Source organism: Streptomyces sp. NPDC050636 (assembly GCF_040654775.1).
GTDB lineage: Bacteria > Actinomycetota > Actinomycetes > Streptomycetales > Streptomycetaceae > Streptomyces.
In genome coordinates, this window is sequence record NZ_JBFAIP010000001.1 from 340,811 (window position 1) to 363,204 (window position 22,394).

23 protein-coding genes are annotated in these 22,394 nt (G+C 67.4%); 6 read left to right on the forward strand and 17 right to left on the reverse strand.

Annotation, left to right across the window (positions count from 1 at the left end; translation table 11 throughout):
- Window positions 1-108 precede the first annotated feature (108 nt).
- From rpsQ to AB0I10_RS01735, 16 genes are all read right to left on the reverse strand, one after another.
- Complete coding sequence (gene rpsQ, locus AB0I10_RS01660) at window positions 109-390, reverse strand: 30S ribosomal protein S17 (RefSeq protein ID WP_248865559.1); 282 nt, start codon at window positions 388-390, stop codon at window positions 109-111.
- A complete protein-coding gene (gene rpmC / locus AB0I10_RS01665; RefSeq protein ID WP_363150249.1) occupies window positions 390-614 on the reverse strand; it encodes a 50S ribosomal protein L29 in 225 nt (74 codons plus the stop codon). Before rpmC ends, rpsQ begins: the two co-directional genes overlap by 1 nt.
- On the reverse strand, window positions 614-1,033 hold the full coding sequence (rplP, locus tag AB0I10_RS01670) for a 50S ribosomal protein L16 (RefSeq protein WP_006604880.1): 420 nt from the start codon (window positions 1,031-1,033) through the stop codon (window positions 614-616). The genes rpmC and rplP overlap by 1 nt, the downstream gene beginning before the upstream one ends.
- Window positions 1,034-1,038: 5 nt before the next feature.
- A complete protein-coding gene (gene rpsC, locus AB0I10_RS01675; protein WP_363150250.1) occupies window positions 1,039-1,872 on the reverse strand; it encodes a 30S ribosomal protein S3 in 834 nt (277 codons plus the stop codon).
- The gene (gene rplV, locus AB0I10_RS01680; protein ID WP_363150416.1) at window positions 1,872-2,219 is read right to left on the reverse strand and encodes a 50S ribosomal protein L22; all 348 of its coding nucleotides are present in this window, start codon (window positions 2,217-2,219) and stop codon (window positions 1,872-1,874) included. The genes rpsC and rplV overlap by 1 nt, the downstream gene beginning before the upstream one ends.
- A 43-nt stretch (window positions 2,220-2,262) precedes the next feature.
- Window positions 2,263-2,544 (reverse strand): 30S ribosomal protein S19, encoded by a 282-nt coding sequence (gene rpsS / locus AB0I10_RS01685; protein ID WP_014054167.1) that lies wholly within the window; start codon window positions 2,542-2,544, stop codon window positions 2,263-2,265.
- Window positions 2,545-2,556: 12 nt separating this feature from the next.
- Window positions 2,557-3,393: a 50S ribosomal protein L2 gene (gene rplB / locus AB0I10_RS01690; RefSeq protein WP_363150251.1), complete on the reverse strand. Its 837-nt coding sequence runs from the start codon at window positions 3,391-3,393 to the stop codon at window positions 2,557-2,559.
- Window positions 3,394-3,432: 39 nt separating this feature from the next.
- Window positions 3,433-3,843, reverse strand: coding sequence for a 50S ribosomal protein L23 (gene rplW / locus AB0I10_RS01695; protein WP_363150252.1), 411 nt, complete (start codon window positions 3,841-3,843; stop codon window positions 3,433-3,435).
- Window positions 3,843-4,493, reverse strand: coding sequence for a 50S ribosomal protein L4 (gene rplD, locus AB0I10_RS01700; RefSeq protein ID WP_363150253.1), 651 nt, complete (start codon window positions 4,491-4,493; stop codon window positions 3,843-3,845). Before rplD ends, rplW begins: the two co-directional genes overlap by 1 nt.
- 8 nt (window positions 4,494-4,501) lie before the next feature.
- Window positions 4,502-5,146: a 50S ribosomal protein L3 gene (gene rplC / locus AB0I10_RS01705; RefSeq protein WP_018090903.1), complete on the reverse strand. Its 645-nt coding sequence runs from the start codon at window positions 5,144-5,146 to the stop codon at window positions 4,502-4,504.
- 14 nt (window positions 5,147-5,160) lie between these two features.
- Complete coding sequence (gene rpsJ / locus AB0I10_RS01710; RefSeq protein WP_003948644.1) at window positions 5,161-5,469, reverse strand: 30S ribosomal protein S10; 309 nt, start codon at window positions 5,467-5,469, stop codon at window positions 5,161-5,163.
- A 456-nt stretch (window positions 5,470-5,925) separates the two neighbouring features.
- Window positions 5,926-7,119: an elongation factor Tu gene (gene tuf, locus AB0I10_RS01715; protein WP_363150254.1), complete on the reverse strand. Its 1,194-nt coding sequence runs from the start codon at window positions 7,117-7,119 to the stop codon at window positions 5,926-5,928.
- A gap of 155 nt (window positions 7,120-7,274) precedes the next feature.
- Complete coding sequence (gene fusA / locus AB0I10_RS01720) at window positions 7,275-9,398, reverse strand: elongation factor G (protein ID WP_363150255.1); 2,124 nt, start codon at window positions 9,396-9,398, stop codon at window positions 7,275-7,277.
- A 39-nt stretch (window positions 9,399-9,437) separates the two neighbouring features.
- Entirely contained in the window at window positions 9,438-9,908 is a 471-nt protein-coding gene (rpsG, locus tag AB0I10_RS01725; protein ID WP_004571813.1) for a 30S ribosomal protein S7, read from the reverse strand.
- A 2-nt stretch (window positions 9,909-9,910) separates the two neighbouring features.
- Complete coding sequence (rpsL, locus tag AB0I10_RS01730) at window positions 9,911-10,282, reverse strand: 30S ribosomal protein S12 (protein ID WP_003948652.1); 372 nt, start codon at window positions 10,280-10,282, stop codon at window positions 9,911-9,913.
- Between the two features lie 448 nt (window positions 10,283-10,730).
- The gene (locus AB0I10_RS01735; protein WP_363150417.1) at window positions 10,731-11,210 is read right to left on the reverse strand and encodes a DUF1707 and DUF4190 domain-containing protein; all 480 of its coding nucleotides are present in this window, start codon (window positions 11,208-11,210) and stop codon (window positions 10,731-10,733) included.
- 292 nt (window positions 11,211-11,502) lie between these two features.
- On the opposite strand from AB0I10_RS01735, the gene AB0I10_RS01740 reads away from it, so the two are divergent.
- The 6 genes from AB0I10_RS01740 (at window position 11,503) to AB0I10_RS01765 (ending at window position 18,378) form a co-directional block, all read left to right on the forward strand.
- Window positions 11,503-12,258, forward strand: coding sequence for a Crp/Fnr family transcriptional regulator (locus AB0I10_RS01740; protein ID WP_363150256.1), 756 nt, complete (start codon window positions 11,503-11,505; stop codon window positions 12,256-12,258).
- Between the two features lie 140 nt (window positions 12,259-12,398).
- Entirely contained in the window at window positions 12,399-13,220 is an 822-nt protein-coding gene (locus AB0I10_RS01745) for a hypothetical protein (protein ID WP_363150257.1), read from the forward strand.
- Window positions 13,217-15,397, forward strand: a complete 2,181-nt coding sequence (locus AB0I10_RS01750; protein WP_363150258.1) for a hypothetical protein — start codon at window positions 13,217-13,219, stop codon at window positions 15,395-15,397. The genes AB0I10_RS01745 and AB0I10_RS01750 overlap by 4 nt, the downstream gene beginning before the upstream one ends.
- Before the next feature lie 3 nt (window positions 15,398-15,400).
- On the forward strand, window positions 15,401-16,687 hold the full coding sequence (locus tag AB0I10_RS01755; RefSeq protein ID WP_363150259.1) for a PE-PGRS family protein: 1,287 nt from the start codon (window positions 15,401-15,403) through the stop codon (window positions 16,685-16,687).
- 24 nt (window positions 16,688-16,711) lie between these two features.
- A complete protein-coding gene (locus AB0I10_RS01760) occupies window positions 16,712-17,236 on the forward strand; it encodes a Pycsar system effector family protein (protein WP_363150260.1) in 525 nt (174 codons plus the stop codon).
- Between the two features lie 23 nt (window positions 17,237-17,259).
- A complete protein-coding gene (locus AB0I10_RS01765) occupies window positions 17,260-18,378 on the forward strand; it encodes a M48 family metalloprotease (RefSeq protein ID WP_363150261.1) in 1,119 nt (372 codons plus the stop codon).
- A gap of 84 nt (window positions 18,379-18,462) precedes the next feature.
- On the opposite strand, the gene AB0I10_RS01770 is transcribed toward AB0I10_RS01765, so the two are convergent.
- Window positions 18,463-22,362, reverse strand: coding sequence for a DNA-directed RNA polymerase subunit beta' (locus AB0I10_RS01770; protein WP_363150418.1), 3,900 nt, complete (start codon window positions 22,360-22,362; stop codon window positions 18,463-18,465).
- Window positions 22,363-22,394: the final 32 nt, after the last annotated feature.

Consider the following 22,394-nt stretch of genomic DNA (forward strand, 5'->3'; position numbering starts at 1 on the left):
GGGGGCGATTGCAAACTCTCGCAATCGCCCCGCACCGAGCCTGGCGGAACTGAACCTGAGGGGTAACCCCCACAGGCGTTTCTATCGGAATTCCCTTACGGGAATTGCCTACTTGGCCTTCTCGAGGATCTCGACGATGCGCCAGCGCTTCGTGGCGGACAGCGGCCGGGTCTCCATGAGGAGGACGCGGTCGCCGACACCAGCGGCGTTCTGCTCGTCGTGCGCCTTGAGCTTGTTGGTACGGCGGATGACCTTGCCGTACAGCGCGTGCTTGACGCGGTCCTCGACAGCGACGACGACGGTCTTGTCCATCTTGTCGCTGACGACGAGACCCTCACGGGTCTTGCGGAAACCGCGGTCGTTGGTCTCAGTCACATTCTTCTCGCTCATCAGGCGCTCTCCACCGTCTCGATGCCCAGCTCGCGCTCACGCATCAGGGTGTAGATCCGGGCGATGTCCTTACGGACGGACTTGAGCCGACCGTGGTTCTCGAGCTGTCCGGTCGCCGCCTGGAAGCGGAGGTTGAACAGCTCTTCCTTGGCCTCACGGAGCTTCGCGACGAGATCCTCGTCGGTCAGCTCGCGCAGCTCGGACGCCTTGGTAACGGCCGACATCACGATTCACCTGCCTCGCGCCGAACGATGCGGCACTTCATCGGAAGCTTGTGGGCGGCGCGGGTCAGCGCCTCCTTAGCAACCTTCTCGTTCGGGAAGGACAGCTCGAACATCACCCGACCGGGCTTGACGTTCGCGACCCACCACTCCGGAGAACCCTTACCGGAACCCATGCGGGTTTCGGCCGGCTTCTTCGTGAGCGGGCGGTCCGGGTAAATGTTGATCCAGACCTTGCCGCCACGCTTGATGTGACGGGTCATCGCGATACGAGCGGACTCGATCTGACGGTTCGTCACGTAAGCCGGGGTCACGGCCTGGATGCCGTACTCACCGAAGGCCAGCTCGGTGCCACCCTTGGCCATACCACTGCGCTTCGGGTGGTGCTGCTTGCGGTGCTTGACCCTGCGAGGGATCAGCATGTCGGTCAGGCCTCCGTTCCGGGGGTCTCCGCCGGAGCAGCGGCAGCGGCCTCGGCCTTGGGGGCCTCGGCAGCGGCGCTCTGCTGCTGCGGCTTGCGGCCGCCGCGGCCGCCACGCTCGCCACCGCGACGCGGGCGGTCGTTGCCGCCGCCACCACCACGGGCCGGGCGGTTACCCGCACGGGCCGCGGCGTTCTCGGCACGCACCTCGGCGATGTTCTTGACGTCGCCCTTGTAGATCCAGACCTTCACGCCGATACGGCCGAAGGTGGTCTTGGCCTCGAAGAAGCCGTAGTCGACGTTCGCACGGAGCGTGTGCAGGGGCACACGGCCCTCGCGGTAGAACTCCGAGCGGGACATCTCGGCGCCGCCGAGACGGCCACCGCACTGGATCTTGATGCCCTTGGCGCCGGCCTTCATCGTCGACTGCATGCTCTTACGCATGGCGCGACGGAAGGAGACGCGGGAGGACAGCTGCTCGGCGACGGCCTGGGCCACCAGCTGAGCATCGGTCTCGGGGTTCTTGACCTCGAGGATGTTCAGCTGGACCTGCTTGCCGGTCAGCTTCTCCAGCTCGCCGCGGATGCGGTCCGCCTCGGCGCCGCGGCGGCCGATGACGATGCCCGGACGAGCGGTGTGGATGTCAACGCGGACGCGCTCACGGGTGCGCTCGATCTCCACCTTGGAGATACCGGCGCGCTCCATGCCCTTCGTCATCATGCGACGAATGGCGACGTCTTCCTTGACGTAGTCCTTGTACAGCTTGTCGGCGTACCAGCGCGACTTGAAGTCGGTGGTGATGCCGAGCCGGAACCCGTGCGGGTTTACCTTCTGGCCCATTACCGGGTTCCTTCCTTGCTGCTGACGACCACGGTGATGTGGCTGGTCCGCTTGCGGATCCGGTAGGCACGGCCCTGGGCACGCGGACGGAACCGCTTCAGGGTCGGGCCCTCGTCGACATACGCCTCGGAAATGAAGAGGCTGCCGGCGTCGGTGTGGTCGTAGTTGTGCGCGGCGTTGGCAATGGCGCTGTCCAGCACCTTGCCCACGGGCTCACTCGCGGCCTGCGGGGCGAAACGCAGGACCGCCTGAGCCTCCGTGGCATCCATGCCACGGATAAGGTCCACCACGCGGCGGGCCTTCATGGGCGTGACGCGGATGTACCGCGCCTGGGCCCTGGCTTCCATGGTTGTCCCTTCGGTGTCAGTCATAGTCTTCGCACTCCGCCGATCAACGACGCCGCGACTTGCGGTCGTCCTTCTCGTGGCCGCGGAAGGTGCGGGTCGGCGCAAACTCGCCGAGCTTGTGGCCGACCATCGACTCGGTGACGAACACCGGGACGTGCTTGCGGCCGTCGTGCACCGCGATCGTGTGGCCGAGCATGGCCGGGACGATCATGGAGCGGCGGGACCAGGTCTTGATGACGTTCTTGGTGCCGGCTTCGTTCTGAACATCCACCTTCTTGGAAAGGTGGTCGTCGACGAAGGGCCCCTTCTTGAGACTGCGCGGCATCTAAACCCGCTCCTAGCGCTTCTTGTTCGTCTTGCGGCGGCGGACGATGTACTTGTTGCTGGCCTTCTTCGGCGAGCGAGTACGACCCTCCTTCTGGCCCCAGGGCGAGACCGGGTGGCGACCACCGGAGGTCTTGCCCTCACCACCACCGTGCGGGTGGTCGACCGGGTTCATCACGACACCACGCACGGTCGGGCGGACGCCCTTCCAGCGCATACGGCCGGCCTTGCCCCAGTTGATGTTCGACTGCTCGGCGTTGCCGACCTCGCCAATGGTGGCGCGGCAGCGGACGTCGACCAGACGGATCTCGCCGGAGGGCATACGAAGGTGGGCCATGGAGCCCTCCTTCGCCAGCAGCTGCACGGAGGCACCCGCGGAGCGGGCGAACTTCGCGCCGCCGCCGGGCCGCAGCTCGATGGCGTGGATGGTCGTACCCACGGGGATGTTGCGCAGCGCCAGGTTGTTGCCGGGCTTGATGTCGGCGCCAGGGCCGTTCTCAATCCGGTCGCCCTGGTTCAGGTTGCGGGGCGCGATGATGTAGCGCTTCTCGCCGTCTGCGTAGTGCAGCAGCGCGATGCGCGCGGTGCGGTTGGGGTCGTACTCGATGTGCGCGACCTTGGCCGGCACGCCGTCCTTGTCGTGACGACGGAAGTCGATCACGCGGTAGGCGCGCTTGTGGCCACCACCCTGGTGGCGAGTGGTCACACGACCGGCGTTGTTACGGCCGCCCTTGCTGTGCAGCGGGCGGACCAGCGACTTCTCCGGCGTGGACCGCGTGATCTCGACAAAGTCGGCGACGCTGGAGCCACGACGGCCCGGGGTCGTCGGCTTGTACTTGCGGATACCCATTTCTCAGTCCTCGTCCGATTCCGGACGACTCGGACTCCGTTAGGAGACCGGGCCGCCGAAGATGTCGATACGGTCGCCCTCGGCGAGGGTCACGATGGCGCGCTTCGTGTCGGCGCGCTTGCCGAAACCGGTGCGGGTGCGCTTGCGCTTGCCCTGACGGTTGATCGTGTTGACCCCGGTGACCTTGACCGAGAAGACCGCCTGGACGGCCTGCTTGATCTGGGTCTTGTTGGCGCGCGGGTCGACGATGAACGTGTACTTGTTCTCGTCCAGCAGCGCGTAGCTCTTCTCGGAGACAACCGGCTTGACGAGAACGTCACGCGGGTCCGAGAGCGACTTGCTCAGCGGCGTCGGCTCGACGGCCACGGGGGCCTTCGCAGCCTTGGCGATGCGCTTTGCCTTCGCGACCTTGGCGGCCTTGGAGGCAATGCTGGGGTGACGCGTAGCCATCAGGCCTCGCTCCCTTCGGTCTCATTGGCCTTGGGGCCAGACACGAAGGACTCGAAGGCGGTCTTGGTGAAGACCACGTCGTCGGAGACGAGCACGTCGTACGTGTTCAGCTGGCCCGGCTCCAGGATGTGAACCTGGGGCAGGTTGCGGGCGGAGAACCACGCGGCCTCGTCGCTGCGCTCGACGACCAGGAGCACGTTCTTGCGCTCGCTGACCTTGCCGAGAAGAGCCTTGGCGGCCTTCGTGGAGATCCCGCCGTCGACCACGCCGGAGACGACGTGGATGCGGCTGCTGCGGGCCCGGTCGGTGAGGGCACCGCGCAGGGCGGCTGCCTTCATCTTCTTGGGCGTCCGCTGCGAGTAGTCACGCGGCTGCGGGCCGTGGACGACGCCACCGCCGGCGAACTGCGGCGCACGGGTCGAACCCTGGCGCGCGCGGCCGGTGCCCTTCTGGCGGTACGGCTTCTTGCCGCCACCACGGACTTCGCCGCGGCGCTTGGTCTTGTGCGTGCCCTGACGGGCAGCGGCCAGCTGTGCGACAACGACCTGGTGGATCAGCGGAATGCTGACCTTGGCGTCGAAGATCTCCGCGGGGAGTTCGACGGTCCCGGCCTTGTCGCCTGCCGGCGAAAGGATGTCAATGGTGCTCATCGGTTACCTCAGGCCCCCTTGGCCGCGGTACGGACCAGGACGAGGCCGCCGTTCGGACCAGGAACTGCGCCCTTGATGAGCAGCAGGCCCTTCTCCGCGTCAACGGCATGGACGGTCAGGTTCTGGGTGGTGACCCGCTCATTGCCCATACGGCCGGCCATCCGCATGCCCTTGAACACGCGGCCCGGGGTGGCACAGCCACCGATGGAACCAGGCTTACGGTGCACGCGGTGGGCACCGTGAGAGGCCTTGCCGCCGTGGAAGCCGTGACGCTTCATGACACCGGCGAAGCCCTTGCCCTTGCTCTTACCGGTCACGTCCACCTTGACGCCGGACTCGAAGGTCTCAGCGGTCAGCTCCTGGCCGAGGGTGTACTCACCGGCATCGGTGGTACGGACCTCGACGAGGTGGCGGCGGGGCGTGACGTCGGCCTTGGCGAAGTGGCCCTTGAGGGGCTTGTTCACCTTGCGCGGGTCGATCTCGCCGAAGGCGATCTGGACGGAGTCGTAACCGTCCTGGTCATTGGTGCGCACCTGGGTAACGACGCAGGGGCCGGCCTTCACCACGGTCACCGGGACGACACGGTTGTTCTCGTCCCAGACCTGGGTCATGCCGAGCTTCTCGCCCAGGATGCCCTTGATCTGCTTAGCCATCTGTTCCGCGCCTCTCAGAGCTTGATCTCGATGTCAACGCCGGCCGGAAGGTCCAGGCGCATCAGCGAGTCAACGGTCTTGGGCGTCGGGTCGAGGATGTCGATCAAGCGCTTGTGCGTGCGCATCTCGAAGTGCTCGCGCGAGTCCTTGTACTTGTGCGGCGACTTGATGACGCAGTACACGTTCTTCTCAGTGGGCAGCGGCACCGGGCCTGCGACCGACGCACCAGTGCGGGTCACCGTCTCGACGATCTTCTTCGCCGAGGAGTCGATGACCTCGTGGTCGTAGGCCTTGAGCCGGATGCGGATCTTCTGTCCCGCCATGGCTACTCAGTAGTCCTGTCTCTCGTAACGCTCTGGGACCCGATGCGCTGTGCTCCATGCGGAGCACCGTCCAACCTCCGACCCACGCGGTCGGGCGTGTCGCACCCCTTCCCGTAAATCTCCGCAGGGGAGATCCTTCGAGAAGGAGATTGTGGGGGAAGAACACCCACCGGGCGCCTGGCTGGTACCCCGCTGACACTTCCCGGAAGATTCCCGTACTTCCGCCCCTGCATCTCGCGATACACAACCTGGGACGACGAATACCTGGGACTCGCTTCCGGTCCTCCCGGCGGGAGGCGCGCAGCATCGGCACTCAACCGAGCAACCTGGACAGTGTGCCACACGCGGGACGCCTAAGGCCAATCGGGGCCCAACTGTCAAGGAGCCCCGCCCACCTAATGGTGGACGGGGCTCCTCAGCTGCTCTTAAGAGCTACCGGATCGACCGGATCAACACTTACTTGTTGATCTTGGTGACCTGGCCGGCGCCGACGGTCCGGCCACCCTCACGGATGGCGAACTTCAGGCCCTCTTCCATGGCCACGGGCTGGATCAGCGAGACGACCATCTCGGTGTTGTCGCCCGGCATGACCATCTCGGTGCCCTCGGGGAGGGTCACAACACCGGTCACGTCAGTCGTACGGAAGTAGAACTGCGGACGGTAGTTGTTGAAGAACGGCGTGTGGCGGCCACCCTCGTCCTTGGAGAGGATGTAGGCCTGCGCCTCGAACTCGGTGTGCGGGGTGACCGAGCCCGGCTTGATGATGACCTGGCCGCGCTCGACGTCCTCGCGCTTGATACCGCGAAGCAGCAGACCGACATTCTCACCGGCCTGGCCCTCGTCGAGGAGCTTCCGGAACATCTCGATACCGGTGACCGTGGTGGTGGTCTTCTCGGTCTTGATGCCGATGATGTCGACGGTCTCGTTGACCTTGAGGACACCACGCTCGATACGACCGGTGACAACGGTGCCACGGCCGGTGATCGTGAAGACGTCCTCGATCGGCATCAGGAACGGCTTGTCGACGTCGCGCTCGGGCTGCGGGATCGACTCGTCGACGGCCTTCATCAGGTCGAGGACGGACTTGCCCCACTCGGCGTCGCCCTCGAGCGCCTTGAGCGCCGAGACCTTGACGACCGGAACGTCGTCGCCCGGGAACTCGTACTCGGAGAGGAGCTCACGGACCTCGAGCTCGACGAGCTCCAGGATCTCCTCGTCGTCCACCATGTCGGCCTTGTTCAGGGCGACAACGATGTAGGGAACGCCGACCTGGCGGGCCAGGAGCACGTGCTCCTTGGTCTGCGGCATCGGGCCGTCGGTGGCGGCAACCACGAGGATCGCGCCGTCCATCTGCGCGGCACCCGTGATCATGTTCTTGATGTAGTCCGCGTGACCGGGGCAGTCGACGTGGGCGTAGTGACGCGACTCGGTCTGGTACTCGACGTGCGCGATCGAAATCGTGATACCGCGCTGGCGCTCCTCAGGAGCCTTGTCGATCTGGTCGAAGGCCGAGGCCTCGTTCAGGTCCGGGTACGCGTCGTGCAGCACCTTGGTAATGGCGGCCGTGAGGGTCGTCTTACCGTGGTCAATGTGACCGATGGTGCCGATGTTGACGTGCGGCTTAGTCCGCTCGAACTTCGCCTTCGCCACTGGTTCCTCCTGAAGTGGTTCTGTACGCCTTACTCATCGGCGCCAGGTGATCTTTGCTGGGATGCCGGCTGCCGGGGCATTCCTCACGGATTGCAGGGATTACCCCGGCAGACGGTGTCAAGCCTAAAGCGTGTTCCGGCTCTCGGGAGACGGAGCTATTCGCCCTTGGCCTTCGCGATGATCTCCTCGGCGACGTTCCGGGGAACCTCGGCGTAGGAGTCGAACTGCATCGAGTAGCTTGCGCGACCCGACGTCTTGCTGCGGAGGTCTCCGACGTAGCCGAACATCTCCGAGAGCGGAACCAGGCCCGTGACGAGCTTGGCGCCGCTGCGGTCCTCCATGGACTGGATCTGACCACGGCGAGAGTTGATGTCGCCGATCACGTCACCCATGTAGTCCTCGGGCGTGGTGACCTCGACCTTCATCATCGGCTCGAGCAGGGCCGGGGAGGCCTTGCGGGCGGCCTCCTTGAAGGCCATCGAACCGGCGATCTTGAAGGCCATCTCGGACGAGTCGACCTCGTGGAACGCACCGTCGAGCAGCGTGACCTTGACGCCCGTCAGCGGGTAGCCGGCGAGCACGCCGAACTCCATGGCCTCCTGGCAGCCCGCGTCCACGGACGGGATGTACTCCCGCGGGATACGGCCACCGGTGACCTTGTTCTCGAACTCGTACCCGTCGCCCTCGAGCGGCGCGATCGCGATCTGCACCTTGGCGAACTGGCCGGAACCACCAGTCTGCTTCTTGTGCGTGTAGTCGAGACGCTCGACGGCCTTGCGCAGGGTCTCGCGGTACGCGACCTGCGGCTTGCCGACGTTGGCCTCGACCCGGAACTCACGGCGCATACGGTCGACCAGCACGTCGAGGTGCAGCTCGCCCATACCCGCGATGATGGTCTGGCCGGTCTCCTCGTCGGTGTGGACCTGGAACGACGGGTCCTCTTCGGCGAGGCGCTGGATGGCGACACCCAGCTTCTCCTGGTCGCCCTTGGACTTGGGCTCGATGGCGACCTGGATGACCGGGGCCGGGAACTCCATCGACTCCAGGATCACCGGGTTGCCCGAGTCGGACAGGGTCTCACCGGTGGTGGTCTGCTTCAGACCCATGACGGCGACGATGTCACCGGCACCCACCGAGTCGATCTCCTCACGCTTGTTCGCGTGCATCCGGTAGATCTTGCCGATGCGCTCCTTCTTGCCCTTCACGGAGTTCAGCACCTGGGTGCCTGCCTCCATGCGGCCGGAGTACACACGGATGAACGTGAGCTTGCCGAGGTGCGGGTCGCTCGCGATCTTGAAGGCCAGACCGGCGAAGGGGGCGTCGTCGGAGGGCTCGCGCGTGACGACCTCCTCGGCGTCCTTCACGGAGTGGCCCTCGACGGCGCCGATGTCCAGCGGCGACGGGAGGTAGCGCACGACCGCGTCGAGCAGGGGCTGAACGCCCTTGTTCTTGAACGCGGTACCGCAGAACACCGGGGTGACGGTGACGGAACCCTCGGCGCCGGTGGAGGCGATGGTGATGCGACGGATCGCCGCGTACAGCTGCTCCTCGGAGGGCTCCTTGCCCTCCAGGTACAGCTCCATCATCTCCTCGTCGTTCTCGGCGACGGCCTCGAGCAGCTTGCCGCGCCACTCGTCGGCCGCCTCGACGTGCGAGGCCGGGATGTCGACGGTGTCGTACATCTCGCCCTTGGCAGCCTCGGCCGACCAGACCAGGGCCTTCATGCGGACGAGGTCGACGACACCCTTGAAGTCCATCTCGGTGCCGATGGGCAGCTGCATGACCAGCGGCACCGCGCCGAGGCGGTCCACGATCATGTCCACGCAGCGGTGGAACTCGGCGCCCGTACGGTCGAGCTTGTTGACGAAGCAGATGCGCGGCACGCCGTAGCGGTCCGCCTGACGCCAAACGGTCTCGGACTGGGGCTCGACACCGGCGACACCGTCGAACACCGTCACCGCACCGTCCAGGACGCGCAGCGAGCGCTCCACCTCGACCGTGAAGTCAACGTGGCCCGGGGTGTCGATGATGTTGATGGTGTTGTCGATGTCGTTCAGCGGCCAGTGGCAGGTCGTCGCGGCAGACGTGATCGTGATGCCGCGCTCCTGCTCCTGCTCCATCCAGTCCATCGTGGCAGCGCCGTCGTGGACTTCACCGATCTTGTACGAGACACCGGTGTAGAACAGGATCCGCTCGGTGGTGGTCGTCTTGCCCGCGTCGATGTGGGCCATGATCCCAATGTTGCGGACCGTGGCCAGGTCAAGCGAAGTGGTGGCCATATCGGCTCAATCTTCTCTCGGTCTCGATGTGGGTTGCGACTACCAGCGGTAGTGCGCGAAGGCCTTGTTGGACTCGGCCATCTTGTGCGTGTCCTCACGCTTCTTGACCGAAGCGCCGAGGCCGTTGGAGGCGTCGAGCAGTTCGTTCATGAGGCGCTCGGTCATGGTCTTCTCGCGGCGGGCGCGGGAGTAGCCCACGAGCCAGCGGAGCGAGAGGGTCGCGGCACGGCCGGGCTTGACCTCGACCGGGACCTGGTAGGTCGCGCCACCGACGCGGCGGGACTTGACCTCAAGGGTCGGCTTGATGTTCTCGAGCGCGCGCTTGAGCGTGATGACCGGGTCGTTACCGGTCTTCTCGCGCAGACCCTCCATGGCGCCGTAAACGATGCGCTCAGCGGTGGAGCGCTTGCCGTTCAGCAGAACCTTGTTGATGAGGGAGGTCACCAGAGGAGAGCCGTAGACCGGGTCGATGATGACCGGGCGCTTCGGGGCGGGGCCCTTACGAGGCATTCTTACTTCTCCTTCTTGGCGCCGTAGCGGCTGCGAGCCTGCTTGCGGTTCTTGACGCCCTGCGTGTCGAGGGAGCCGCGGATGATCTTGTACCGAACACCCGGCAGGTCCTTCACACGGCCGCCGCGCACGAGCACGATCGAGTGCTCCTGCAGGTTGTGGCCCTCACCCGGAATGTAAGCGGTGACCTCGATCCCGCTGGTCAGACGCACACGCGCGACCTTACGCAGGGCCGAGTTCGGCTTCTTCGGGGTGGTCGTGAAAACACGCGTGCAGACGCCACGGCGCTGGGGCGAACCCTCAAGCGCGGGCGTCTTGTTCTTCTCGACCTTGTCCTGCCGGCCCTTGCGGACCAGCTGCTGGATCGTAGGCACCGTTTCTCCGGTTTCTGTGTGCCAGTCTCGGTAAAGCTAACCTGGAACATTCACCGACCCACGCGGTCGGGTGTGTCGAATACTGCAGACCGACCCCGCTGGAACGAGGGAGGCGGCAGATTGCGGTGTCAAAACCTGGCTTCCGTGCTGGTGGCACTCCCGGCCGAAGCTGGGGGAGATTGCGCGCACGGCAGCCCAGGGACACCCCAGGCACAAGGTCAGAGCGTACCTACCGCATGGGCTGCGGTCAAAACAAATGCACACGCGAAGGACACGCCGGACTCCTCACGGCGTTGCGGCCACCGTAGTGGGATCCACCCCCGTACGGAAGAAGGCAACACACCGCCGGCACCTGCCCCGACCACCGGGTGGCAAGGGCCGCACACCACCATGATCCTCCCCCATGCCTTAAGGGCATGGGAGGTGCCCCCATCCTGGCGGCGCGCGCTCAGCTCACCGCGGCCAGCAGCACGAACACCAGGAAGAACATCGCCCACGCGCCTATACCCAGCCAGCCGATCACCAGACCTGCGATGGCCTGGCCGTCGCCGCGCTCCCCCGTCCGGCGGATCTCGGCGCGCGCCTTGTGCCCCAGGATCACGGCCGGGATCGCCGTCAGCCCCCAGGTCATCGGCGCCATGATCCCGCAGACCAGGGCACCCGTCGCGGAGCTGTTGGTGTGCACCGGCATCGGCATCTGCATGGGCATCGGCATGAACGTCGCCGGCAGCGGCCGGGGATGGAAATCCGCCTGCGGCACCGGCCCCTGCGGCAGATCCGCGACCAGCATCTGCAGCTCGGAGTGGGTCTGCGCCTGATAGGCGCGCGTGATCCGCTGCTCGTACTCGGTCTGCCCGAGCCGCCCCTCGGCAAAGCCCGCCTTCAGCACATCGACCGCACGTTCACGATCGGCGTGCGAAGCGCGCATCGCCGGCACCTGATTCGGCTGAGCGGGCTGCCCACCCTGCCACGGCTGGAATGCCACTTCGCGAACCTCCCCCCGCTCGACAGTTCTCCCCATCTTCTCATCACAGACGCAGAGACGGGAGGACAAGTTCCCGTAGCCACGCGGGATGCCGCCATGGAACCGTTGGCCGACCCCAGAAGTTCGCACCACGCGCCGCCCACTGCCCGACGGAGCCCATGGGAATGCGCTGTTCCGATCTGGGCCTGTACATGGTCAACTACTCTCAGCTGCCTAAACTCGGGGGATCATGGCGATGGCGAGCCAGCACGATGCAGTCGATTCGGCGTCCCAGCCACACTTAACGCGCGGGAAGACACCAGGGAACTCTCTCGACGACGGGGTCCCGTTTCTCGCGCGCCTCGAAAAGGACGACCGGGCGGTCCTGCTCGCACTCGGTCGTCCCCTGGATTACGGCCCGCGCTGCCTCCTGCTGCGTCAGGACGAACCCTCCTCGCACGTCCTGCTCGTACTCAGCGGCTGGACCAAGGTCACCACCCTGGCCGCCAACGGCTACGAGGCGCTGCTGGCGCTGCGCGGCCCGGGCGACATCATCGGCGAATCCGCCGCGCTGCGCGGCCGGCCCCGGTCCGCGACGGTGACCACTCTCGGCCCGGTCCAGGCCGTGGCCGTGGAACAGGATCGGTTCACCTCCCACCTCACGGAGTCACCGCACGTGATGCTGCGGCTGACCGAGCTGATCAGCGACCGGATGCGCTCCAGCGACCAGCGTCGACTGGAGTTCGCGGCGCTCGGCGTGCGCGAGCGCCTGGCGATCCTGCTGCTGGACCTGGCCCGTACGCACGGCGAGCGGATCACCGAGGGGGTGCGGCTCACCGCCGGGCTCAGCCAGTCCGAGCTCGCAGGCTCGGTGGGATCCTCCCGCGAACGCGTCGCCCGGCTGCTCACGGAGCTGCGCCGGCGCGGCATCGTCGACACCAGCCGTCGAGGGCTGGTCATCATCTCGCCCGAGCAGCTGCGGCGCATCGGACGGGGCGGCCGGGCCGGCTGACCCTTCCTGCCGACCCCGCGCGGACGCGTCCGTGCGCTCTGTGCACTCGGTCACAGAGCGTCTGTGTCTTCATTCCTCCCGCCTCCCGCCGCTCGTACGTCACGGTGCTCCAGTGACGTACGAGCCGGCGAGAGGCGACCATGAGCGAGCCCGTTCACCACACCATCCTGCTCTTCGACATCGAGCGCTTCGGGGGGCATGACGACGTCGAACAGGCGTTCCTGCGACGGAAGTTGTACGACATCGTCGAGGACACCCTGGCCGACGCCGGGGTGGAACAGACCCGGCAGTACCGCGAGGACCGCGGCGACGGGGTGATCGCCCTGATCAGCTCGGAGATCTCCAAGACCGGGTTGTTGCGCACCCTGCTCACCACCACCCCCGGCCTGTTGCACCACTACAACCGGCTCGCGGCCAGCAGCACGCAGATGCGGCTGCGGATCGTGCTGGCCTCCGGCGAAGTCGCCCACGACCCGCGGGAGGGGGTGACCGGGGGCATCGTCGGCCACGACCTCAACGAGGCGTGCCGACTGCTGGACGCCGGTGTACTGCGCCGGGCACTGCGCGAGCGGACCGGCGAGGACTGCGTGCTGTGTGTCTCGGACCCGGTGTACTGGGGCGTCGTACGGCACGGACACCTCGGGGTGCCCCGCGACGACTTCCACCGGATCGAAGTGGCGGTCAAGGAGGGCACGCTCACGGCGTGGCTGCACGGACCCGTGCCGGAGGAAGAGGAGAGCGGGTCCCCGGGAGGCGCTGCGGAGCAGACCACGGGCGGCGTCCCCGGCCGCTCTTCGCAGACACCGGCCGGCACCGGCGGCGCCGGCCGTGGCGTGACGTTCAACTTCTTCGGGGGCGCCCCGTCCTTCGGCGGCAGCATGGTGGCCGGCGACCAGCACGGCGTCTCCAGCGGGACGAACCACGGCGATGTGCACCTCGGTGGCGGAGGTGACCGCCGATGAGCCACCCCGGACCTGCCGAGGAACAGCCCGCCGGCACAGACCAGCCTGCGGGCCGGCCGGATGGCGAGGCCCCGGAGGCTCCCGCCCCGGAGGCCGGCACCGAACCGGCCGAGGAGACCGACGCACCACAGGACGTCTGGAGTGCCCGCCGCGACCTGTGGCACCACAGCCCGGGAATCATGCTCGGCAGCTCCGCCGCCATCGGTGGCTCGCTGGTGGGCGGCGATCAGCATGCGGTCAGCGGCGGCCAGGTCGTCGGTGACGTGATCATGGGCAGCAAGACCGAGATCCACTACGTGGGCGCTGGCGGCCCCGCATACGCCTCGGGCGATCTGCCGCAGGACGTCCTGGAGCGGCTGACCGGCCTCTTCGCAGGATGCGAGACCTTCGATACCGCCCTGCAACTGCTCCGTACCGAGCGCGTGGTGGTGCTGACCGGGGCCCCTTTCACCGGACGCCGTACCGCGGCGCTGAATCTCCTGCACCAGGTCGGGGCCTCGCCCGTACGCATCCTTGACCCTGACACCTCCCCCACGGCCCTCGCCCATCAACTCGGCGGCTCCCAGGGTTTCCTGCTGGGCGATCTGACCACGCACCGCAACCAGCCGCTGCGCGAGTCCCATCTGCGGGCCGTGCAGGAGAAGCTGGCCGAGCACGGCGGATATCTCGTGATCACCGCTGGGCCGCACACCGTGTTCGAGGACACCGTACGCACCACCAAGTGGCAGCCGCCCGCGCCGAATGCGGTGCTGCAGGCACACCTGGACGCCATGGTGACCGAAGACCAGTCCCGGGAACTGCTGGGGTTGGCGGCCACCGGAGACTTCCTCACCCGCGAGCACCAGCTGCGCGAGGTCGTCGCCTTCGCCCAGGCGCTGGCCGCGTACGCCAGGGGCGAGACGAGCGCCGAAGAGCTGGACCGCTTCAGCCTGACCACGGTCGAGCGGCAGGTCCAGGAATGGTTCGACGACGGGAACGTTTCGCTGCACGACAAGGCGTTTCTGGTGGCGCTCGCGGCGTTCGACGAAGGGCCGTACGCCCTGACCGCGGAGCTGAGCGACCTGCTGTACGGCTTTCTCCTGAACATCGAGGAGGGCGGACTGCGTGCCAAGATCCCCGTCTTCGGCACCTCCATCGCCAAGCGCCTCCAGCTGGCTCGCGCACGCCGCTATCCCGAGAACGAGCACACCGAGTGGGGCCCGGTCCGGCAGATGAAGTCCGCCTTCCTGGACGATCGCACGCCGATGGCGCTGCTCATCGAGGTGTGGACGGGCCACCCGTCGTCCCGGCCCGCTCTGGTCCGATGGCTCAAGCACCTCGCGGAGGACGGCCGGCCGCTGGTGCGCAACCGGGCCGCAGCCACGGCGGCGGTTCTGGCCGCCGCGGATCTGCCGTCCGCCATGGCGTTGCTCATCGAGCCCTGGGCCGCCGCCCGGCGCTACCGCTTCTGCCTGGCCGCAGCCAACGCCCTCACCCTCTCGCACCTGCTCGGCACCCCGAACATCCCGCGCATCCTGCACGACTGGTGCACCGAGGAGAACGGCCGGATCCGCTGGACCGCGATCCGCGCGTACGCACTGCTCGGCCCGGAGATCCCGGAGGAGGCGCTGGCCGCGCTGTCCGGGGCGGCGCGGGATATGGATCCCGGCGATCCCGATGAGGAAGAGGCCGAGGAGTTGGTCGAGTCCACCGCTGTGCTGCTGCTCTCCGGCGCCGGCCCCGTGGTCCTGAGCCGACTGGCGGGCTTCCTCCAGGACGAGCAGTCGGTACGCGGCCTCGCGCTGCGGGCTTTCCTGGAAGCGTGCAAACAGACCGAGGACGACGAGGAAGGGGGTCGGCCCGCCCTGCTGGCGTGGCACGTCCGCGCCACTGAGGCAGCCGGGTCTGAGGACGACCGGCACCTGGTCACCCTCTGGCGGGCCGCGCTCGGCGACCGTACGCACACCGGTACCGCGCTCGACAGGCTCCGGGTCTGGGTGCAGCAGGCCGACACCGACCCGGTATCCGAAGCTGCCCTGGCCACCCTGCTCCCCTCGCTGGCCGTCACCGGCCCCGACCGCCAGCGCCTCAGCCATCTGCTGCGCACCCTCCCCGGTGAGCACGGCGGACCGCCCCCGCCTGTCGCCACCCGGCTGCTCGCCGCCCTCACGCCCGCCCTCTCCACCACAAGGAGCTGACCCGTGCCGGACTTCCGACGGCCGCCCGAGTGGGATCAACAGGCCGACCGCCATACGCAGTTGACCGACCCCGTGCTGACCGTCCGGCAGCTGGGGCGCTTCGAGTACGCCGCGCGCAAGACCCTCACCCGTATCGACAACGCGCTTGTCTTCGTCAACGGCAAGGGCGGCCACGACACCTTCATGCCGCCCCGCCGGCCCAGCCGGGCGGAGCTCGCAGCGGGCCGTTACACAGCCGTCTACGAAGTGGACACCGGCATCCATCAGCTGCAGATGGAGCTGGCACTGCCCAGCGACGACGACGCCTTCGAATTCGGTGCCGCGGCCGACATCACCTGGCAGGTCGAGGACCCCGCGGGTTTCGTCACGAGCCGTGAACGCGATGTACCGGCGTTTCTCGCCCGTCGCATCCGGCAGCGCTTGCGGCCGGTCACCCGCCGCCATCCCATCGAGAACAGCCCCGCCGCGGAACGGGCCGTCCAGGAGGCGCTGGACACCGATGACGTCCTCGGGGCCGCCGCCATCGGGCTGCGAGTGACCTGCGACGTACGCCTGCGACTCGACGACGCCGCCATCGCGCACCACCAGGAGCTGCGTTCGCTGCGCTACGCCGATGAGCAGCTGACGCCCGCACACGAGCTGCGCATGCGCGAGGACCGGCTGCAGACCCACCGCGCCCTGGAGCAGGGACGACAGCAGCACGACCTGGTCATGCAGCAACAGAACCTCGTGCATGAGCACGCGCTGCTCCAGGGCAGACAGCAGGTCGAACTACAGCAGATCGAGGCGGAGAAGATCCACTTCTATCAGTACTACCTGCAGCAGGAGGGGGTTGCCGCCTGGGCCTTCCACCTCTCGCAGCACCCCGAAGACTCTCGGCTGGTCATGGAGAACCTGCGGCAGGACCAGCTGATCCTCATCAAGAGCCAGATGGAGCTCGCCACGGAGATCATCAAGGGGGACGCCGCCGAGGAGTACGAGCTCGAAGAGCCGAAGCGGGTCGCCCTGCGGACGCTCAACGACATCCTCAACCAGCGACTGCCGGGGGTGGCGAACGGACCGGCGCCGGCCAGGCCACCGGAGATGGAGCCCCAGGTTCCGCATGTTCCGCCGCCGCCCGCACACCCACCGTACGTACCGCCCGGTCCGGGCACATACGGGAATCCCCCTTCGTACGGAACGCCTCACTACGGCCCGCCCCCGCACGGCACCCCGTCGGCACCACCCTCACTGGACAAGGCGGACACCGGCTCCGACGCGCTCGAAGACGCCCCGCCCCCGCAGCACTGACCACTTCAAGGAGGCCCTGCCGCCATGACCACCGGACCGTCCACCGCCGCCCCGCCGACCGCCGGCACCGCAACCGGCATCCGGCTGCTCGAAGACCTGCGCGGCGAGATCGCGCGCGCCGACAGCAAGGCATCGGTACTGGTCGGCGCGCTCGGTATGACAGCGGGCCTGCTCGGCGGGGTACTGACGGCGCGTGGCTGGCGGCCATCCGCCCTGCCCGCGCCGGCGGCCGCCGCTTGGTGGCTGGGCGCCGGAGCCCTGATCGTCTCGCTGGTCGCCCTCCTCATGGCCGTACTGCCCCGCTACCGCACCAGCCACTGGCAGCCGGGACAGCCGGTCGCCTACTTCGGAGACATCCAACGTGCCGCGGAACAGCACGAGTTGGCCCGCGCGCTCGCGGACACCGAGCGCGATCCGACCGCGGCACTCATCAACGCACTGATGGAGAACAGCCGCATCGTCGGCAGCAAGCACCGATGGATACGCATCGGACTGGGCGCGTTCTGCGCCGGCTCACTGCTGCTGCCTGGGGCGTTCCTCCTCGGCTGACCTGGGAAAAGGAACCCGCTCTCATGCCGAACCCGCCCCGGCCTCGCTACCCCGACGCCGATCCGCACCCCGCACCCGAATACCCCACGTCCGCACCCACGTACCCCACCGCTCCACCTCAGGACCAGGCAGCCACACCCCTGGATTCACACGGTTCGCCGTCTCCCGGCTCCGGTCCCGCCCAGCCGCCCCATCCGCACGACATGGCCTTCGCCCAGCGCCGGGTCCATCTCAAGGAACAGCAGCGCGGCGCCGATGCCACCACCGTCGGCCAGCTGCTTCTCCATGTCCCGGGCTTCGTGTGCAGCCTGGCCCTGGTCGCGGGCGTCTCCTACCTCCTGCTCCCCGACCTCGGCTGGCTGCCCACCGTGCTGTGGATCGCCTCCGGCGCACTGGCCTTCCACCGGCCGACGGAGAGCTTCTTCGCCCGCCATGTCCTGGGCCTGCGCTATCCCACACTCCAGGAACGTGACCAACTGGCCCCCGTGTGGCAGGAGGTGACCGCCCGCGCCGGCGTGGACGGCCGGACGTACGAGCTCTGGGTCGAGGAAAGCGACGACCTCAACGCGCTGGCGGCCGCCGGGCACATCGTCGGCGTCACCCGCTTCTCCCTCGACCATCTGCCCAACGGCCAGCTGGCCGCGGTACTCGCCCATGAACTCGGGCACCACACCGGCGGCCACGCCTGGTCCTCGCTACTGGGCTACTGGTACGCGCTTCCCGGCCGGCTGGCCTGGTCGGCGCTGCGCTCGGCGACCCGCTTCGCGCTCCTGGTCGCCCGCCATATCTCGCCGGCCGCGACCGGCGTGATCTTCCTGGTGGCCGGATCGTTCGTGGTGTTCCTGACCTTCTCCGTCTGGTTCATCGTGCTGCCGCTGCTGATCGCCCCATATCTGATCGCCGCGGTGGGGCGACGCGCCGAGCTGCGGGCCGACCGGCATGCCGCGGCGCTCGGCTTCGCCCCGATGCTCAGCGAGGTGCTGGTCGCGATGCACACCGAGGAAAGGGCCGCCGAGTCGGCGGCGTTGCAGGCCGGCGCCCCGGCCCACCGCCCCGGCTTCCTGGCCAGCCTGCTGTCCTCGCACCCGGACCACCACACCCGTCTGCATCACCTGGAGCCCTATCTGCGGCCCCGCGGCTGACCCCTCGCCCGGCACTCTCCGGCCCCCAACGCCGCAGGGCGGCCACCCCGAGTGGGGTGACCGCCCTGCTGAGCGTTTTGGCGCTTACTGGTTGTACGGACCGTAGTCGTAGTCCTCCAGCGGGACCGCCTGGCCGGAGCCGGTGCCGAAGGGCGAGTAGTCGATGTCGTCGTAACCGACGGCCGAGTACATCGCGGCCTTCGCCTCCTCGGTGGGCTCGACCCGGATGTTGCGGTAGCGGGACAGGCCCGTACCGGCCGGGATGAGCTTACCGATGATGACGTTCTCCTTGAGGCCGATCAGGGAGTCCGACTTGGCGTTGATCGCCGCGTCGGTGAGCACCCGGGTCGTCTCCTGGAAGGACGCCGCCGACAGCCACGACTCGGTGGCCAGCGAAGCCTTGGTGATACCCATCAGCTGCGGACGGCCGGAGGCCGGGTGGCCGCCTTCCGCCACGACCCGACGGTTCTCGCCCTCGAACTTCGTGCGCTCCACCAGCTCGCCCGGCAGCAGCTCCGCGTCGCCGGACTCGATGATCGTCACACGGCGCAGCATCTGCCGGATGATGATCTCGATGTGCTTGTCGTGGATCGCCACGCCCTGGCTGTTGTAGACCTTCTGGACCTCGCCGACCAGGTGGACCTGGACGGCACGCTGGCCGAGGATCCGCAGCACGTCGTGCGGGTTGATCGCACCCACGGTCAGCGGCTGGCCGACCTGGACGTGGTCACCCTCGCCCACCAGGAGACGGGCACGCTTGGAGACGCCGTAGGCCGTCTCGTCGCTGCCGTCGTCCGGGGTGACGACGAGCTTCTTGGTCTTCTCGGTCTCCTCGATCCGGACGCGGCCGGCCGCCTCCGAGATCGGGGCGACACCCTTGGGCGTACGGGCCTCGAAGAGCTCGACGACACGCGGCAGACCCAGGGTGATGTCGTCACCGGCCACACCACCGGTGTGGAAGGTACGCATCGTCAGCTGGGTGCCGGGCTCACCGATGGACTGGGCGGCGATGATGCCGACCGCCTCACCGATGTCGACCAGCTTGCCGGTGGCCAGCGAACGGCCGTAGCAGAAGGCACAGGTGCCGACCGCGGACTCACAGGTCAGGACCGAACGGGTCTTGACCTCTTCGACGCCCGCGTTGACCAGCGCGTCGATGAGCACGTCACCGAGGTCGACGTTGGCCGGGGCGACGACCTTGCCGTCGACGACGACATCCTCGGCCAGCATGCGTGCATAGACGCTGGACTCGACGTCGTCCGCCTTGCGCAGGACACCGGAGGCGTCCTTCGAGGCGATCCGCAGCTTGAGGCCACGCTCCGTGCCACAGTCCTCCTCGCGAATGATGACGTCCTGGGAGACGTCGACCAGACGACGGGTGAGGTAGCCGGAGTCGGCGGTACGCAGGGCGGTGTCCGCCAGACCCTTACGGGCACCGTGCGTGGAGATGAAGTACTCCAGCACGGACAGACCCTCACGGAACGACGCCTTAATGGGCCGCGGGATGGTCTCGTTCTTGGCGTTGGACACCAGACCACGCATACCCGCGATCTGACGCATCTGCATCATGTTTCCGCGAGCACCGGAGTCCACCATCATGAAGATGGGGTTGGTCTTCGGGAAGTTCTCATTCATCGCCTCGGCAACCTCGTTGGTCGCCTTGGTCCAGATGTTGATGAGCTCCTGCGTGCGCTCGTCCTTGGTGATCAGACCGCGCTCGTACTGCTTCTGGACCTTCTCGTCCTGGGCCTCGTAGCCCTTGACGATGGCCTTCTTGGCCTCCGGGACGACGATGTCCGAAACGGCGACGGTGACGCCGGAACGGGTCGCCCAGTGGAAACCGGACGCCTTCAGGTTGTCGAGCGTCGCCGCCACGATGACCTTGGGGTAGCGCTCGGCCAGGTCGTTGACGATCGCGGAGAGCTGCTTCTTGCCCACCGAGTAGTCGACGAACGGGTAGTCCTCGGGCAGCAGCTCGTTGAAGAGCGCGCGGCCCAGGGTCGTACGCAGCCGGAAGCTGTCACCCTGCTGCCACTCGGGCTCGCCCTCCTCCGGAACCGGCGGGGTCCAGCCGCGGGGCGGGACGGTGCCGATCGGGAAGCGGATGTCGACCTTCGCCTGGAGCGAGAGCTCCTTGGCGTCGAACGCCATGATCGCCTCGGCGGCCGAGCCGAACGCCCGGCCCTCGCCGATGACCTTGCGCTCCTCTTCATCCGTGGTGAGGAAGAAGAGGCCGAGCACCATGTCCTGGGTCGGCATGGTGACCGGACGGCCGTCGGCCGGCTTGAGGATGTTGTTCGAGGACAGCATCAGGATGCGGGCCTCGGCCTGGGCCTCCGCGGACAGCGGGAGGTGGACGGCCATCTGGTCACCGTCGAAGTCCGCGTTGAACGCGGTGCAGACGAGCGGGTGAATCTGAATGGCCTTGCCCTCGACCAGCTGCGGCTCGAAGGCCTGGATGCCCAGACGGTGCAGGGTGGGCGCACGGTTCAGCAGCACCGGGTGCTCGGCGATGACCTCTTCGAGCACGTCGTAGACGACCGTGCGGCCGCGCTCGACCATGCGCTTCGCCGACTTGATGTTCTGCGCGTGGTTCAGGTCGACCAGGCGCTTCATCACGAACGGCTTGAAGAGCTCCAGCGCCATGGCCTTGGGCAGACCACACTGGTGCAGCTTGAGCTGCGGGCCGACGACGATGACGGAACGCGCCGAGTAGTCGACTCGCTTACCGAGCAGGTTCTGACGGAAGCGGCCCTGCTTGCCCTTGAGCATGTCGCTCAGGGACTTCAGCGGACGGTTACCGGGACCGGTCACCGGGCGACCGCGGCGGCCGTTGTCGAACAGCGCGTCGACGGCCTCCTGCAGCATCCGCTTCTCGTTGTTCACGATGATCTCGGGGGCACCGAGGTCAAGGAGACGCTTGAGGCGGTTGTTGCGGTTGATCACACGGCGGTACAGGTCGTTCAGGTCGGAGGTCGCGAAGCGGCCACCGTCCAGCTGCACCATCGGACGCAGGTCCGGCGGGATCACCGGGATGCAGTCCAGCACCATGCCCTTGGGGCTGTTGCGGGTCTGCAGGAAGGCGGAGACGACCTTGAGGCGCTTGAGCGCACGGGTCTTCTTCTGGCCCTTGCCGGTACGGATGATCTCGCGGAGGCGCTCGGCCTCCTCCTCCAGGTCGAAGGTCTCCAGGCGCTTCTGCAGGGCAGCAGCACCCATGGAGCCGTCGAAGTACGTGCCGAAGCGGTCACGCAGCTCGCGGTAGAGAAGCTCGTCACCCTCCAGGTCCTGGACCTTGAGGTTCTTGAAGCGGTTCCAGACCTCGTCGAGACGGTCGATCTCGCGCTGCGCACGGTCACGCAGCTGCTTCATCTCGCGCTCGGCGCCCTCGCGCACCTTGCGGCGCACATCGGCCTTGGCGCCCTCGGCCTCCAGCTCGGCCAGGTCGGTCTCGAGCTTCTTGGCGCGGGCCTCCAGGTCGGAGTCGCGGCGCTGCTCGATCTGCTGACGCTCGACGGAGACATGCGCCTCCAGCGAGGGCAGGTCACGCGTACGGCGCTCCTCGTCCACCCACGTGATCATGTAGGCGGCGAAGTAGATGACCTTCTCAAGGTCCTTCGGCGCGAGGTCCAGCAGGTAGCCCAGCCGGCTCGGCACGCCCTTGAAGTACCAGATGTGGGTAACGGGAGCGGCCAGCTCGATGTGGCCCATCCGCTCACGACGCACCTTGGCGCGAGTGACCTCGACGCCGCAGCGCTCGCAGATGATGCCCTTGAAGCGGACGCGCTTGTACTTACCGCAGTAGCACTCCCAGTCCCGGGTCGGACCGAAGATCTTCTCGCAGAAGAGTCCGTCCTTTTCGGGCTTGAGGGTGCGGTAGTTAATGGTCTCCGGCTTCTTGACCTCGCCGTGCGACCACTGACGGATGTCGTCAGCAGTGGCGAGGCCGATCCGCAGCTCGTCGAAGAAGTTGACGTCGAGCACTGTCGTCAATCCCACCTTCGGGGGTTCCCCCG

Coding starts and splice junctions, on each gene's coding strand:
- rpsQ (WP_248865559.1), bottom strand. CDS start 390: ATGAGCGAGAAGAATGTGACTGAGACCAACGACCGCGGTTTCCGCAAG.
- rpmC (WP_363150249.1), bottom strand. CDS start 614: ATGTCGGCCGTTACCAAGGCGTCCGAGCTGCGCGAGCTGACCGACGAG.
- rplP (WP_006604880.1), bottom strand. CDS start 1,033: ATGCTGATCCCTCGCAGGGTCAAGCACCGCAAGCAGCACCACCCGAAG.
- rpsC (WP_363150250.1), bottom strand. CDS start 1,872: ATGGGCCAGAAGGTAAACCCGCACGGGTTCCGGCTCGGCATCACCACC.
- rplV (WP_363150416.1), bottom strand. CDS start 2,219: ATGGAAGCCAGGGCCCAGGCGCGGTACATCCGCGTCACGCCCATGAAG.
- rpsS (WP_014054167.1), bottom strand. CDS start 2,544: ATGCCGCGCAGTCTCAAGAAGGGGCCCTTCGTCGACGACCACCTTTCC.
- rplB (WP_363150251.1), bottom strand. CDS start 3,393: ATGGGTATCCGCAAGTACAAGCCGACGACCCCGGGCCGTCGTGGCTCC.
- rplW (WP_363150252.1), bottom strand. CDS start 3,843: ATGGCTACGCGTCACCCCAGCATTGCCTCCAAGGCCGCCAAGGTCGCG.
- rplD (WP_363150253.1), bottom strand. CDS start 4,493: ATGAGCACCATTGACATCCTTTCGCCGGCAGGCGACAAGGCCGGGACC.
- rplC (WP_018090903.1), bottom strand. CDS start 5,146: ATGGCTAAGCAGATCAAGGGCATCCTGGGCGAGAAGCTCGGCATGACC.
- rpsJ (WP_003948644.1), bottom strand. CDS start 5,469: ATGGCGGGACAGAAGATCCGCATCCGGCTCAAGGCCTACGACCACGAG.
- fusA (WP_363150255.1), bottom strand. CDS start 9,398: ATGGCCACCACTTCGCTTGACCTGGCCACGGTCCGCAACATTGGGATC.
- rpsG (WP_004571813.1), bottom strand. CDS start 9,908: ATGCCTCGTAAGGGCCCCGCCCCGAAGCGCCCGGTCATCATCGACCCG.
- AB0I10_RS01735 (WP_363150417.1), bottom strand. CDS start 11,210: ATGCGCGCTTCGCACGCCGATCGTGAACGTGCGGTCGATGTGCTGAAG.
- AB0I10_RS01740 (WP_363150256.1), top strand. CDS start 11,503: ATGGCGAGCCAGCACGATGCAGTCGATTCGGCGTCCCAGCCACACTTA.
- AB0I10_RS01745 (WP_363150257.1), top strand. CDS start 12,399: ATGAGCGAGCCCGTTCACCACACCATCCTGCTCTTCGACATCGAGCGC.
- AB0I10_RS01750 (WP_363150258.1), top strand. CDS start 13,217: ATGAGCCACCCCGGACCTGCCGAGGAACAGCCCGCCGGCACAGACCAG.
- AB0I10_RS01760 (WP_363150260.1), top strand. CDS start 16,712: ATGACCACCGGACCGTCCACCGCCGCCCCGCCGACCGCCGGCACCGCA.
- AB0I10_RS01765 (WP_363150261.1), top strand. CDS start 17,260: ATGCCGAACCCGCCCCGGCCTCGCTACCCCGACGCCGATCCGCACCCC.